The organism is Agriterribacter sp., from assembly GCF_035445465.1.
GTDB lineage: Bacteria > Bacteroidota > Bacteroidia > Chitinophagales > Chitinophagaceae > Agriterribacter.
The window spans coordinates 58,549-73,586 of sequence record NZ_DAOMQT010000023.1; the positions used below are offsets into that span (position 1 = coordinate 58,549).

General features: G+C 44.0%; 9 protein-coding genes. All 9 read right to left on the reverse strand.

The window, feature by feature from the left end; all coding sequences use genetic code 11:
* Positions 1-6: 6 nt before the first annotated feature.
* The 9 genes from PLE34_RS12680 to PLE34_RS12720 all read right to left on the reverse strand — a co-directional run bounded on the left by PLE34_RS12680 (position 7) and on the right by PLE34_RS12720 (position 14,686).
* Entirely contained in the window at positions 7-594 is a 588-nt protein-coding gene (locus tag PLE34_RS12680) for an RNA polymerase sigma factor (RefSeq protein ID WP_324557551.1), read from the reverse strand.
* Between the two features lie 44 nt (positions 595-638).
* Complete coding sequence (locus tag PLE34_RS12685) at positions 639-1,094, reverse strand: GNAT family N-acetyltransferase (protein WP_324557554.1); 456 nt, start codon at positions 1,092-1,094, stop codon at positions 639-641.
* 23 nt (positions 1,095-1,117) lie between these two features.
* The gene (locus PLE34_RS12690) at positions 1,118-2,437 is read right to left on the reverse strand and encodes an amidohydrolase family protein (protein WP_324557557.1); all 1,320 of its coding nucleotides are present in this window, start codon (positions 2,435-2,437) and stop codon (positions 1,118-1,120) included.
* 219 nt (positions 2,438-2,656) lie between these two features.
* Complete coding sequence (locus PLE34_RS12695; protein ID WP_324557558.1) at positions 2,657-4,111, reverse strand: RagB/SusD family nutrient uptake outer membrane protein; 1,455 nt, start codon at positions 4,109-4,111, stop codon at positions 2,657-2,659.
* Between the two features lie 40 nt (positions 4,112-4,151).
* Positions 4,152-7,676, reverse strand: coding sequence for a SusC/RagA family TonB-linked outer membrane protein (locus PLE34_RS12700; protein ID WP_324557560.1), 3,525 nt, complete (start codon positions 7,674-7,676; stop codon positions 4,152-4,154).
* A gap of 181 nt (positions 7,677-7,857) precedes the next feature.
* Positions 7,858-9,033 carry a FecR family protein gene (locus PLE34_RS12705; protein ID WP_324557562.1) on the reverse strand — a complete coding sequence of 392 codons (1,176 nt, stop codon included), beginning with the start codon at positions 9,031-9,033 and terminating at the stop codon, positions 7,858-7,860.
* Positions 9,034-9,106: 73 nt separating this feature from the next.
* Positions 9,107-9,712, reverse strand: a complete 606-nt coding sequence (locus tag PLE34_RS12710; RefSeq protein ID WP_324557563.1) for an RNA polymerase sigma factor — start codon at positions 9,710-9,712, stop codon at positions 9,107-9,109.
* 174 nt (positions 9,713-9,886) lie between these two features.
* On the reverse strand, positions 9,887-12,259 hold the full coding sequence (locus PLE34_RS12715) for a WD40/YVTN/BNR-like repeat-containing protein (RefSeq protein WP_324557564.1): 2,373 nt from the start codon (positions 12,257-12,259) through the stop codon (positions 9,887-9,889).
* 24 nt (positions 12,260-12,283) lie between these two features.
* Positions 12,284-14,686 (reverse strand): WD40/YVTN/BNR-like repeat-containing protein, encoded by a 2,403-nt coding sequence (locus tag PLE34_RS12720; protein WP_324557566.1) that lies wholly within the window; start codon positions 14,684-14,686, stop codon positions 12,284-12,286.
* Positions 14,687-15,038 lie beyond the last annotated feature (352 nt).

The window sequence follows — 15,038 nt, forward strand, 5'->3', positions numbered from 1 at the left end:
GGTTGATCAATTGTCGTGTATTTTTCTTTCCAGCTCGCATGATATCTGAGACATGGCTTTGGATATAAGGTTATAAATAGCATTGGTGCTGATATACATTTTAGCCGCAATTTCGGGGTAGCTGAGATTGGCATAAAATTTAAGCAGAACAGCTTCCTGCTGCCGCCTGGTCAGCACTTTTATTGCCCTGTGAATGTGCTTTTTCTTTTCAGCATGATACTGCTCCATGATCATCTTTTTTTCTATGCTCTGCACTTCCGTATCATGCAGATCTGCTATCTCATATGGCACATTCGTTCTTTTACGCTTTACCTGGCGGATAATTTTTCGCTGAACCGAACAAAGAAGATATGCTTTTACCGAACGGGGAACACCCAGGTTAGCTTTATTGTTCCATATTTCAATAAAGAGGTCGTGCACACAATCTTCAATCAGTGTTTTATCGGGGTATAATTTCAGGCTGTTCGTTATCATTATACCAAAATACCGGTGGTATAAGCCTGCAAAAGCTTCACGGCTTCCTTTTTTGAAATTATGCCACAACGCTTCGTCACAATATGCCCGGGATGTTGAAGCAGGATATGTTAGTTGCATGTTTTGTGTTTGAATTATTATACAAATACCTGTTAAAAGCCTTGTTACAGGTCAAGCTCCATATACACATCAGCCCTTTTGTATTTTGTTCTGTCTGCAGGTTTATGAATAAAACCGTATTGCCGGTAAATAGCGAGGGCTGTTTTAAGGCTATGCTCCGAATACAATACGATTTTTTTTGCGTTCATTTCCCGGGCAGCATCAATTGCCGCTTCGCATAACCGCCGGCCAATTCCCAGGCCCCGGAATGACTCATCTACTGCCATCTTTATCATTTCTACCGCTTCATTTCCTGCATGCTTTAAAGCAACAGTTCCTGCGATCGTGCCATTATAAGATGCAAACAAAATTTTACCGCCTTCTTTCAAAATGGCTTCTTCCGGATTACCCAGCAGGTATTCATCCACGGGTTCTATGGTAAAGTATTTTTCCAGCCAGGCTTTGTTCAATTTTTCAAAGTATGGCTGATATCCGGGCTGATAGGGCAAAATAGTAATCATCGTTCTTCCTGTTTATATTGCGCTTACTTCCTTCCGGGATGTACCCACACTCCGTTCAGCATTACCTTTTCTATATTCCGCATTGTGCTTATATCCTGCAACGGGTTTCCTTTAATTAAAATAAGATCAGCAATCTTTCCTTTTTCAATACTTCCCAGCCGGTCATCCACCCGGAAGTAACGGGCGTTTTGCATAGTTGATGCCACAATTACATCTGAGGGATCAACGCCGCTTTCTACCCATAGCTCCATCTCCCTTTGGTAAGCCCATCCCTCTTCCGCATACGGGATCATTGAATGCGACCCCAGCACCATGCGTACGCCCAGCTTCTGCAACCGGGCTGTTAAGACTTTCATATTAGTAAAGCCGGAAAGCTTAGCGGTGTCATGATCATTTTTCTCCGGCCGGTACTCAAACGGCCCCAATGTAGGGGTAACAAAAGTGCCTTTCTTCATAAGAAATTTAGCCAGGCTGTCCACCTTGTTTCCCTGCATATCTATTTTTGCCCAAAGCTCATAGCGTCCGTGTTTCCTGAAATCATTACCTGATAAAACGGATTGGCGATATTTTTCCGCTTCTCTCCGCGGAATCAATGTCAGTCCAAATGAAGTAATATGTTCCACCCCATCCAGCCCGGCTTCAATAGCCTCCATGGCTTCGGTAATCTCCAGGTGTGCCGTAACCGGAATTCCTTTCTCCCGGGCGGTATTACAAACAATACGGATAAGATCCGGCGGCATCCTGAAATACACTTTAATGGCTGCTGCACCTTCCTGAATTTGTTTGTTTACAGCATATACCGCTTCTATTGAATCCCGTACTATATACGCGTCATATGGATACGCCGGTGGAGGCATGTCTAAGTGCGGCCCGCACAAAAACAACCGGGGAGCAGCTTTCCCCGGCTTTCTTTCATTTTCATAAGCTTCAATCCATGCACCCGGATCCCGTACCGAAGTAACGCCGTGCTGCAAAAAAAGTGCAGGCAGCCCCTTTATCCGGTCCAGGTGAAAATGGGCATCCATCAGGCCGGGCATCAATGTTAAACCAGACGCATCAACCCGCTCAGCATCTTTTGGTATGGTAACAGCATCTATGATGCCCACGGCTTCTATAATATTACCCCTGATCAATACACAACCATTGGAGAGTGGTGGTCCGCCATTGCCGTCTATAACAGTAGCTCCCGTTATAGCAATTGTACTTTTCCCAACTGCAATTTCTTTAGCGTTTACTTCTGTTACGGATTGGCGTTGTGGTACATTACTATCCTGAGAAACGCCATTGCAGGAAAGCAATACCAGAACAAAAGCATAATAAGCAAATGTTTGCCGGATAAACATGTTGGATCTGCAATAATTATTGATGATGTAATATAAAGAGGCTGTCTCAAAAGAGCCGGTATAGAAGATATGCCACTAAGACACAAAGTTCTGATCTTCAGGTTTTATTTTCTTCGTGCCCCTGCCTACCGGCAGGCAGGTTAGTGGCTTCGTGGCAAAATATTACTTTTTAGACAACCCCTTATGCATTTACGTTAAGTACCCTTCAAAATCCATTTTTTATTCATACCCTGGATTCTGACCAATGGCTTTGGCATCTAAAGCAGGTATAGGCAACAGGTAGTCGTTATCATCATAACCCTGTGCATTGTCGGGCAAATTCACTTCCTGCAAAAGCCGTTTTCTCAACACATCAAAATACCTGTCGTTTTCAAAGCACAGCTCAAAGCTTCTCTCATCAATAACCTTTTTATCAAATGCTGCTGCCGACATAGCCATGCCGGCTCTTTCTTCCGTTCCTGTTCCGGCATTAGCCCTGTCAATGATCTGGTTCAGGCGGTCAACAGCCTTTTGGGTAGGCCCCCCGTTAGCCATGTTTGCCGCTTCTGCATACAGGAGCAATATATCGGCAAACCTTAATATCTTTATTTCAATACCGGCATCTCCGCCACTCACCTGTTGCTCATAGGTAAGATTGGGCATGTTGTATTTACCAACGTACGGCACTCCGTCTGCAGATGCCGACCAGTTAATAACAGGAGCAGACGGGTCATATATATTAGAGGTAAAATCAAGCAGCAAATAACTATGTTTGCGCGGCTGCTCCGGGAAGATATCGGTTGCCCATAATATTTTAACCGGCCCGCCGCTCCATCCGTCCATTTCAGAGGGCGCCCACACATTGCCCGGCATATATGGTGCGTCTGACGACTCGTAAAAAGCAAACATAATTTCCATATTCCTGTTATTGGATGTTTTAAAAACATCTTCAAAATTATCCAGCAGGCCATATGGGCTATTTTCAATCACATCATCAGCTATATCCCTGGCCTGAGCGTAATATTCTGTTTTATTCAGCGGCGCTGTAGCCATTGTTATATACACTTTTGCCAAAAGCCCTTTTGCCACCCATTTATCAGGCTTGCCGGGCACCCCCCCGTCATAATCCCCGAGATGATCAACCGCATATTGCAGATCCGATATAATCAATCCATATACATCTGCAATCTCCAAACGCGACTCAGGTGTTAATGGTGTTGTTACAGGGTCGGGGGTATCTTCTGTTATATAAGGTATTTTGCCGTACAGCCTTACCAGGGTAAAGTAATTGAATGCCCTTAAAAATCTTCCCTGGGCAACCGTGTTGGCAATTGTTTCTTCCGCATTGCCTTCCAGGCTTCCCGCTTTAACAGCTTTTAATACTTCGTTGATATTGCCGATGGCCTTGTAATGCCATATCCAGAAATCATTAAAAGAGCTAACGCCGAAATCAAGGCTTGCGTCATCATACTGCCCGTCGGGCAAAGTAACCGGGTTTTGATATCCTCCCCAGGTTACCCACAATGCGTTCATAGCGCCGGTGTATGCCGCTTCGCACTGGGATACAGACCTGTAAAAATTGGATGGAGTGGAAATGGACTCGGGAGATTCGTCTAACTTTTGACACGACATGCTTCCCACAACGGGAATGAGCATGAGCAGATAACCCGCTAATTTTATATTGAGATTTTTCATTTTTACTATTTTAATTAATACCAATGGTTAATGCCTGCAATTAAAAAGACAGGTTGATCCCGAAGATGAAGGTTTTTGAAGTGGGATAATTGCTCAGATCAATACCCAACCCTCCGGCGCCTCCTGCATTGAAAGAACTGACTTCCGGGTCGTAACCTGTGTATTTGGTAATAGTAAACAGATTTACAGCGGTAACATAAGCGGATAACCTGTTTATACGAATGCGCCTTAGTAAAGTATAAGGAAAGTTATACGTTAATGTTACGTTCTTCATACGGATATAAGACCCATCTTCTACCCATCTGCTGGAACGTTGATCCACACCAATGCCGGATGTTTGATTAGGGCCCAGATCAAGAAGATTCCTTTCCATAGAGCTTAAAAAAACCGGAACATCCGTGTTTTGATTATCAGCAGTCCAGCGGTTATTTAAATTAGTGCTTAGTCCAACAGCAGGATTTTCGGTTTTTATTCTTACGGCATTAAAAATATCGTTGCCATAGCTCCCCTGTATCAGGAAGGTTAAATCAAAATCTTTATAGGTGATGTTGTTATTCCAGCCATATATAAATTTGGGACTTGCATTTCCAATAACTTCATTTCCGTCTGCGGCCCTTGTAATTCTGCCATCACTATTCACATCTTTCCATTTTGCTTCACCAGGGGCCTGTCCCATATCCTTAGCCGCTTCTCTTTCCGCTTCGCTCCAGGTACCGAGATTCACATAACCTCTCATTTGATCTACCGGCTGGCCTACCTGCAGGTATTTTACTGAAAACCCGCTGCCATAGATCTGGTAACCACCGCCGGTGTTGGTTCTTATGGCCAGCGGCTGGTCGTCCAGCAGCGCCAGTACTTTGCTCCTGTTAAAAGAAATATTGAATCCTGTATTCCATTTAAAATCAGTTCCTGAAATGGGTCTGCCGCCAACAGCTATTTCCAGGCCTTTATTTTGAATAGATCCCACATTGGCAAGCATTGTAGAAAAGCCGGTATAGGCTTCAATTTGCTTGTTGAGCAGCAGGTCTTTGGTAACTTTTTTATAGATGTCGGCAGTTAAAGTTAGCCTGTCTTCAAAAAAGCCTGCATCTATTCCAAAATTGGTTTGGGTAGTGGTTTCCCATTTTAAATCGGGGTTAGCCGGGCGGCCTAAAGCAAAGCCTATGTTGGCAACGCCATTGCCATCGTAAGGATAGTTGTAGCCCGACATTACTGTTGCCAGCGACTGGTAAGGACCAATTGCCTGGTTACCTGTTTTACCCCAGCTGGCCCGCAATTTCAACTCAGAAAATACAGCCAGCGCTTTTATAAAATCTTCTTCGGCGGCTCTCCAGGCTACAGCGCCAGAAGGGAAATATCCCCATTTATTATTAGCTCCGAAAACAGATGACCCGTCTGCCCTGTAGCTTGCCGTAAACATATACCTGTTGGCAAGCACATAATTAATGCGTCCCAGGTAGGAGTTTAAGGTTTGTTTTGCAAGGAAAGAAGTTTTTTCGTTTATCTGCCCTGCACCCCCAAGGTCATTGATACCGGTTTCATCGCTGAAGAATCCCTGCGCGGCTATAAAAAGTTCCTTAGAACGAATATATTGCTGCTCAGCCACACCGGTTACTGTTAACTGATGCTTTCCAAAAGTTTTATTATACGTAAGTATATTGGAATTTTGAAAATACTGGTACTTGCTTTCCGTGAGGTTTCCAAGGCCGCTAACACCAAAACCGGGTTGGGTTTTTGTATTGTAAAAGTATTGCTGATCATTGCTTGTAACACTGGCGGCACCGGTAACCCTGAACGTTAGCTCTTCAAGCAGCTTAAAATCGAGAAAAGTGCTGATTTCATTAATAATATTATTTTTCTGCGACCTTGTTTCCAGGGCAGTGGCCACAGGATTCCACACATCCTGGTCTGCATACGATTTAGTGCCATCCGGCCCTCCCCTCAGCGCTTTATAGTTATAGCTGCCGTCTGCGCTATAAACCGGGGTAACAGGGTCAAACCTGCCCACCGTATTAATTACCTGTCCTAAAATATCACCAAAGCGGGTTCCCTCGCCTACCGGCGGAACATTTCCTTCATCTTTTATAACATGCAGGTTTACGCCTGCGGTAATCCAACTGTTAAATTTCAGATCCAGGTTGCTTCTTATATTATACCGCTTATATTTTGTGCCGATCACTATACCCTGCTGATCCATATAACCGCCGGAAACAAAATACCGGGTATTGTCGGAGCCCCCGCTTATAGAAAGCTGGTGATTTTGTATTAATCCTGCCCGGTAAACTTCATCCTGCCAGTCTGTTCCGCCGCTTTTATACAGGTCGTCAATTTGCTTTTCAGTGAAAGGCAAAACCGGGGTAACAGGTGCGCCGGGCGTTCCGTCTTGCATAGCAGCATAATCATTCGACTTGCGGGCATAATCTCCTGCACTCAGCAGGCTGAGCTTATGATTTAAGCGCTGACTGCCGATATTGAAACCGTAATGAAACGCCGGTCGTCCGGCAGCGCCGCGTTTGGTGGTAATAAGTATCACCCCGTTAGCACCCCTGGCGCCATAAATGGCAGTAGCAGATGCATCTTTTAACACTTCCAGCGATTCTACATCATTCGGATTGATAGTACTGATATTTACGCCCTGTATTCCATCTACCACAACCAATGCATTATTCCCCCCTGTAATAGAATTACCGCCCCTCACGCGTATCATCGCGTTTCCACCCGGAGCGCCATCTGTATTTTGCACCATCACGCCGGCCGCGCGTCCCTGCAAAGCCTGGTCAACACGCTGCGTAGGAAGCTTCGTAAGATCCCCGCCTTTTACCGAGCTTAAAGCGCCGGTAATATCAGATTTTTTCTGAACGCCATAACCTACAACTACCACATCGGTCATGCTGCTGTTATCGGCCTCCAGCATTACCGTTAATTCACCCGAAGTAACACGAACTTCTTTGCTGATGTATCCAACGGACGTGATCTGCAGTACAGCAGATTCATTTTTTACCGTAATGGAAAACCTGCCGTTCTCATTGCTGGTTACACCATTGGATGTGCCCTTTTCTATGATGCTGGCCCCGGCTAAAGGTTCTCCCCTGTCATTAATTATAATCCCGGAAACTTTAAGCTCCTGGATCTCCATGCCCGGATGATCTGTTTTATCCCTGATAATGATGGTCTTGTTATCAACCACGTAATCCAAAGGCAGGTGCTCAAATACAAGCTTCAGCACATGCTCTAAGGGCATCTCTTTTACAGATATGTCTAATAATTGTACGCTCTTCAGTGTGCGGGCATTCACCAAAAAATCAAAATCTGATTGCCTGCGTATTTCCCTGAGGATCTTCTGAATGGAAGCATTCTTTTCGCTTAATGTGATTTTTTGTGCTGAAAGAGAAGCACTTGCCTGCATACAGATTACAAACAGCAAAAAAGAAATAAGCTTCATCTGCATAATTAGTTTTGAAACCGGTAATCCTGTTTTGATGAGGCGTGCTTTATTCAGGAAACCGGTAAAACGATTTTTTCCCAAATAAGCGCATAACTTACCTCTGAAAGTATCAAATTGCATACTTTTGTTAAGTTTGGGTGATTAAATAATTGATTGCAGCAATGATCAAATTATGAATACCCGAATTCCCCGGAAGTGCTGGCATGCATTTCCGGTTCTTTTTTTGGGATATTCACCTGATAAGTTATGTTGAACTGTATATTTTCATTTGCATTTAGATTTGGTTATTAAATGAGTTGGCTTAATAGATATGTATTACCCCGTTGTCTATAGTAAACCTGATGTTCCCCGATAACTCCAGCATTCTCAGCACTTCTGAAAGATTCCGGTTGCGTGATATTTGCCCGCTTAAGTTTTCAGGTGAAATAGTATTGTCGTATACTACCTCCACATTATACCACCTGGCAATTTTGCGCATTACACTCTTGATATCTTCATCCGCAAATATGAAATCGCCGTTCTTCCAGTCAATGGCCGCCTCCACCTCCACCTGCTGCGTATTGATCCCGTCTGACCGGAGATTAAACTCCTGATGAGGCTTTAATATAACCGTTTCATTTTCCGTAATCACTTTTACCTTTCCTTCTATAAGGGTTGTTTTAATACCGGTTTCATCATCATAGGCATTTACATTAAAGCGTGTTCCCAGCACTTCAATTTGCTGTTTGCCGGTTTCAACAATAAAGGGAATCCTTTTTTTATTATACACTTTTGACGCGATCTCAAAATAGCCTTCCCCCGCCAGCTGCACTCTTCTTTCCATGTTGTCGAAAGATGCCGGGTAGGTTAAAGATGAGGCTGCATTCAGCCACACTTTTGATCCATCCGGAAGCACCACCTGGTACTGGCCGCCTTTGGGCGTTTTGATGGTATTGAATCCTTTATGTTTTTTTGTATTGTTTCCCGGGAAATACGCAACCTGGCCATCAGCAGATTTTTTTATAATGGTCCCGTCTTCTTCTGTAATATTTCCCAACTGTATTTCATTCAATGTAAGCTGCCTTCCATCAGATAATATGAGAGTTGCCCTGTTTCCCCCGGGGGCAATATCCTGACTGATACCGGCAGGTATTTTGTCCTTTTCTTTCAGAAAATAGGTGTACGCCATAAAAGCCGAAACAATAATTAGCACTGCGGCAGCGGCAATTTTCATGAAAGCATAAGCCCTTTTTGCAGGCGGCATTATTGTTTTACCGGGTACCGTTTGAAGATGGAGTTTTTCAAAAACCCTTTCTGCCACTGCCTGGTACTGCAATTCCCCTGCATGCTCCTCAAAATGACGGTAGAGCAGCGCTTCAATCAAATCTTTATGTTCCCCTAACCGGATGATATCAATAAGCGCCGCAACTTCATGCTCAGTGCAATCGTTTGCAATATATTTTTCAAACAGTGTTACGATGTGATGCTGGTTATTCAAGATAAACCCATTTACAGTAATACCGGGAAAAGGGCATTTACCTCTGCTCTGTTAATAAAAAAATAAGGAAAACTTAACCGATAAGAAAAATGAAGCAAACAATAATAGATTGATATGCGATATCTTTTGACAGGTAATAGGCTTTTATGCTTTTCGTGGCTTTTACGATATGATCGCTGATGGTAGAAATGGATATCCCCAGATTTTTACTTACATCTTCATAGCTTTTACCTTCTACTTTGCAGAGTGTATATACCAGCTTACGCTGAGGAGGAAGCTGTTGTATGGCTTCTTTCAGGATCAGCGCTGCTTCCTTTTCTTCGAGGATATAATTGCATTTGTTCAGCGACTTTGCATCGAGGTTTCTTATGTACTCCCCGATAAGACGCCGGCGGGATGTTTCATTGAAGTAATCGTATACCAGGTGTTTCGCGATAGTAAAAACGTACGACTTAAAAGATTTATCCGGGTTAATGTTTTGCCGGTGTTCCCATACGCGTTGAAAAACATCCTGCAACAATTCTTCTGCTATACTGCCTGACTTTATCACTTTCAGCATGCTGCCATATAAACGCGGACTATAAATATTGTAGATATGCTCAAATGCTTTTACATCACCCTGCTGAACTTTCAAAAGCAGCGTCCTTTCACATTCCTGGTGCATTAAGCCATTATTCACTTTGCAGCATAAATTGTTTGAATCAAAAAAGGCTCCTAACTAAAATTAAACAATATTCTGCATTGCTAAAATTTTTACGTAAAAATAAATAAAGGATCTTGCAGGAAAGCATTACAGGAAAAAGCGCATCAGCAACGCAATCGTTTTCGTTAGCACATTTTCACAAACAACATTTTAAAACCGCGAAACAATATCTTCCGCTGCCGAAGGGTCTCCGTTTGCCGGGCCAAACCATACCCCTCCTCCAAATGTTATGACAAATATTTTGTCCGGATCGCGGGGATCGGGTTCTACTCTTTTCCCCCATTTAAAATTGTATCCTTTTATTCTTTGCCAGGTATTACCTCTATCTTCCGATTTATAAGCGCTGCTGTTAAAGCCACAGGCATAATATGTTTTTACCCTGCTGTCGTAAGTAATATCGTGTATGTGCTGGTCTTTTTGCATCACCTGCTTCCAGGTAGCTCCGTCATCTTCTGAAATAAATATTCCGCCGCCTGTGTCCGGTGCAAAAGGGGATGCACCTACGCTTCCCCATGCAGACAAAATTAACCTTACAGGATTTTCTGCATCTACGGCCAGGTCTGTTGGTCCGTTCGTGCCTTCCGGCAGATCTATTTTCTTCCAGCTTTCTGCGCCATCTGTTGAAACGTACAAAGCGCCGTCTCCATCATTACCGATTCCCTTTTCACTTCTCCTGCTGACTATTAAAAACAAAGCGCCATCTGTGCTTCTTCTTATTATTCTCCATACAAACGGTTCTTTACCAGGAAGCCCTTTATTTTTTGGTTTCCATGTTTTTCCGCCATCAACAGATTTATATACGCCTTTGCCAAAAGCGCAGGCGTATAATGTTCTCACGTTCTTATTGCTTTGCGGATCTACCAGCACATGTGTAAATGCACCTTCCCCGGCTTCCGCACTTACAGGTTCCCAGGTTTTTCCCCCGTCATTGGTAATGAGAATGCCGCCTTTATATCCCGTTACGCCATTTCGCCTCCACATTTTAGGGCGGGGCAAATCGTGTGTTCCGCTCATTACCGCCCAGGCCCTGTTTTTTACTTCTGGGTCGAAGGTCAGCCAGTACGTGCTGTTGATCCAGGCACAGGGAATACCGTTATTATGGGTGGCGCTGCTCCAGCTCTGTGCGCCGTCTTTGCTTTCCATTAAACCAATATCCGTGCTGCATATAAAAAAATGAGCCGTGTCAAACGGATCCATAACGATATTATATCCGGTAGTTACCTCCAGCCCGCGGGATGCCCATCCTTCATTTGTTTTTTTTGCATAAACCTGCTGCCAGGTATCTCCTCCGTTTGTAGTACTTACCGTTCTGCCAAAATCGGTGGCATAGCAAATGTTGGGATCACCAGGGGCCACTCCTATTGAAAAAGGATTCTCTCCCCAGGATGGCCCAAATCTTTCGTTCAGCCAATCAGCAGAAAAATTTTCAGATACTTCATAGCCTTCTTTAAAAAACTTATCTTCCCACACTAATTGCCATGTTTTTCCATAATCTGTACTTTTAGCCACACCAATAGAAGTGGTATCTCCTTTTTTTAAATTGTTGTAAGAAACATACACCACTTCCGGATGTGCGGAACTGGTAGCAATGGTACGCCATTCGGGCGTGCATCCATTACACATGTCTGTAAGTGATGACTGCCTGTTCTCCCAGGTTTCCCCGCCATTATCTGTAAAAAATATACCCGAGGCATCCGGTGTATCATTAAAATAAGATGTGCCCGACACAGCATATATAATCATCTTTTGTTGTGAGCTGTTATATCCTGCTGAAAATGTAGTAAACGTTTTTACGGCTGGAGGAATTTTATTAAAGCTCCATTTGCCTGATCTTTTTACATGCAGCCCTTTTGCCGTGGCAACATACCAGGTACGGTCATTACCGGCAGACGGATCTGCAAAAATATTTTTAACCGGTTCCTCAACATCCAGCTCTTTCTGCCATTGTATGCCGCCGTCAGCAGAAGCATAAATACCGCTTTGCCCGTTTACCATAATGCCGGCATATAATTTTTTAGCATTCAAAGGATCAACTGCCAATGCCTGCACTTTGCGGGTTATGCTGTCTTTGGTAACAACTACATTCGTTGCATGATCGCCCTTTGCAATAATGGCAGATATATTTTCCTCAGCGGGATAAAATATTTTCCAGGTAACTCCCCTGTCTGCACTCTTATACAAAGCTTCAGCGTTCGCGTATACAACATTAGCATCATTGGGGTCAAATGCAAAAAAGTTTACGGGCGCTCCCAGGTTAAACATCCGCCAATGTTCCCCGCCATCGTAGGTAACATATGACCCTGTCATATCACAAGCCACAAAAGCATATTCAGGGTTAAACGGGCTTACCGCGGGATAAAACATAGCGCCGCCGCCGCCATACCCCACATATCCCCAGGCATCATTTCTCGCGTTTTCATTTTTTACCGGTGGAGTACCGGGAGATTTATAGGTTGAAGTATTGCACGCCAGCACAATTATTCCGAAAGAAAAAAACAGGAGAAAGATATTTTTGCCGCTCATACGTTTATACAATAATGTGATGAATTATTCTGTTTCGGGTTTGCCATGTAACACACTGGATCCAAAAGTGGTGAGGTAAATTTTTTCCGGATCGTGCACATCAATAACGGGCCTTTGTCCCCAATGAAAATCATATCCTTTCAGCTTTTTCCAGGTTTTGCCATAATCATCGCTCCTGTAAGCAGCGCTGTTAAACGTATTAATGTATAGCCGTCCTTTGTGGCGCGGGTCAACAGCAACATCATATACATATTGCTTTTCATCAAAAATATTTTTCCAGGTTGTTCCGCCGTCTTCCGATAAAAGAACACCTCCGGGCATAAGCAACTTTTCATTTCCCCCGGTACTCCGTGCCACATCTCCCCCTATAAGATCGCTTAAATCAATATCTGCCCAGCAGCCCAGGTATATCCTGTTGGCATTATCCGGGTCAAACGCTATTCCATTGGGAAATAATAACTCATTGCTCACTGTAAGCTTTTGCCAGCTCTCTGCATTGTCGGCAGATTTATATACAGCGCCGGAATAGAAGCTTCTTCCTCTTTTTCCATCCTTATGCTGGGGCGTAGCGCTTACTACCAGGTATAAATCACCTGTATGGGTAAGCGTTAGTTCAAATGCGCAGGTATTGGCTTCCAAACCTTTATTTTTCAGCGCCCAGCTTTTTCCTCCGTTGGTTGATTTAAAAACGCCTTTATTATACACAGCAGCGTATAAGGTTCTGCTACCGGCAGGAGATGTGGTATCCAGCACCATACAGGTTGTTGGCGAATCAAAGCCCATTCCTTCATATACCGGCGTCCAGGTCTTTCCTCCGTCATCAGATACACATACGCCTCCTTTTGCGTTTTGTTTCCACTGCGGGTTCCGTGTCATCTTGCCACGCGGATAATCGTGCATGCCCGACCAGGCAGACCATACCCTGTTTTTAACAGCCGGATCAAATACCACCCAATAGCAGGTATTCACCCATGCTGCGGGCACACCATCTGCAGATCGTATCCACGTTTTACCACCGTCATAAGAATGGTGGTATCCTATATCTGTATAGCTGATGGCTATATGGCTGCTGTCGAAAGGATCGAAATGAACGCCATATGCGGTTGTAACATCTATTCCGCGGCTAACAAACCCTTCTCCATGTTGCACACTGTATACCTGTTCCCATGTTTTTCCCCCGTCGGTTGTTTTCATGGTACGATACCAGTCTGTAACAATAGCTATATTTCCATCTGCAGGATACACGCCTACATCCATCAGCCGTATATATTCGCCACCAAATGCTTTTTGTACCCATGCATCGGAAAGATTAGCAGCATCCTGCCCGTCCTTTACCGCATACCGTCCCGAACCACCACCTCCTTTCCAGCACCATTGCCAGCGTTTTCCCCCGTCAGATGTTTTAATGGCGCCATACCAGTATAATTGAGCAGTATCCGTTTGCTGCAGGTAGCGGTTGGTTACCACATAGGCATTGCCGGCATCCTGTTCCGCACATTTTATCATGGAAAAGCTGGGCTTCACTCCCGAGCCGCTGTTGGTGATAACGGTATCGGTTACCTGAATCCAGGTAGACCCCAGATCTTCCGACATCCATATTTCACTGTAGCCAAATTCGGCATTGATTTCCAGGAGCGGGTCGTGGTGTATGGTATAAAAAACAATGCTGTCTGTATTTTTCCTGGTTCCCGCAGTGAAGGAAAAAGCATTGCGCACAGCAGCAGGAAGCGGTTGCTCACTAAAAGTACCACCTGTTTTTTCAAAAACGATTATTGCTGCCGGGGTAAAAATATAAACATCATTTTTTGCACTGCTGCTATTTGTATAAATGAAATCCACGGGAGTGTTGCAATCTTTTTTTGTCCAGGTTATTCCATTATCCCTTGAAAAGAAAAACCAGTTCGCTACAGTAAAATAAATCGTTCCTTCTTTAACCGGATCTATCCGGATGTTGTTGATATTACCGCTCTCATACAGGGATCCTGCTTTCGTTTCAACATAAAAATTGGCATGATCGCCGGTATAATATGTTTTAACCACTTCACGCTTATCCGGGAAAACCTGTGACCATGTTTTTCCACCATCTGTGGAACGGCTGAGCACCGATGATCCCGCATACACGATATTTGGATCTTTCGGATCATAGGCAAATGACGTTGCTCCATTAGGAAAATTGATCTGCCGGTAGGTTTGTCCGCCATCCTGCGTTAAATACGAACCCGTCATATCGCACCGTACCAAAAATTTATTACTGTTGGATGAAGAAAATGTAGGGATAAACGTAGCCCCGCCCCCACCCGGGCCAATAACTTCCCACTGCCGGTCTTTTTTCTCCTGTGGTTCATTATTTTGCACGGGGTTTTTACATGCTGCAACGCCTGCAATAACCAGTGCTGCCGTCAAAAGGTAAAAGCTGTTACAATTCATCGTGGATTAATGCTTTACCACTGTAGAGACAGGGATTCTGCATTTCTCATCAATTGGCAGAACAAACCCGGAAAGACAATGCTATCTGTTTTTTTCACTTCTTTCTCTGGAGATACATAGGGTACACATAGGGGTTTGGCTTTCTACTATTGTGTTCCTATGTTCCTATTGTGCCTATGTGTTCGTTTTTATTTCTTAACACATAGGAGCATAGGGCATATAGGATCACATAGTTTTCCTTCTCCTACTGTGTTCCTATGTTTTCTACTGTGCCTATGTGTTGGTTTTTATTTCTTAACGCCGAGTAGGCAAGCGGGAGTTTCACCCGCGAGCCTCTCACAGAACCGTGCTT